Below are 455 nucleotides of genomic sequence, written 5' to 3'. Positions count from 1 at the left end.
ATGGAAGGCCGGCTTTCGGAGGAGGACCTGGACGGGTTCCGGCAGGAAAAGTCCCGGGCCGGGCACGCCCTGTCCTCCTACCCGCACCCGCGCCTGATGCCGGACTTCTGGGAATTCCCCACCGTGTCCATGGGCATCGGGCCGATGAACGCGATCTACCAGGCCCAGTCCAACCGGTACCTGCACAACCGGGGCCTGAAGGACACCAGTGACCAGCAGGTCTGGGCGTTCCTGGGCGATGGGGAAATGGACGAGCCCGAATCCCGCGGCCTGCTCCAGCTCGCCGCGAACGAGAACCTGGACAACCTGAACTTCGTGATCAACTGCAACCTTCAGCGCCTGGACGGGCCGGTGCGCGGTAACGGCAAGATCATGCAGGAACTCGAAGCGTTCTTCCGCGGCGCGGGCTGGAACGTGATCAAGGTCGTCTGGGGCCGGGAATGGGATGACCTGCT

General features: G+C 64.8%; 1 protein-coding gene. It reads left to right on the top strand.

Going from position 1 to position 455, the window contains the following annotated elements; all coding sequences use genetic code 11:
- Window positions 1–455: thiamine pyrophosphate-binding protein (locus AC5RVN_RS17440; RefSeq protein WP_494138755.1), on the top strand; the 455-nt coding region annotated here is incomplete at both ends.

Source organism: Arthrobacter sp. sptzw32 (assembly GCF_059089735.1).
The sequence above is the reverse complement of the archived record's forward strand: the minus strand, read 5'-3'. Positions and strand labels throughout refer to the sequence as shown.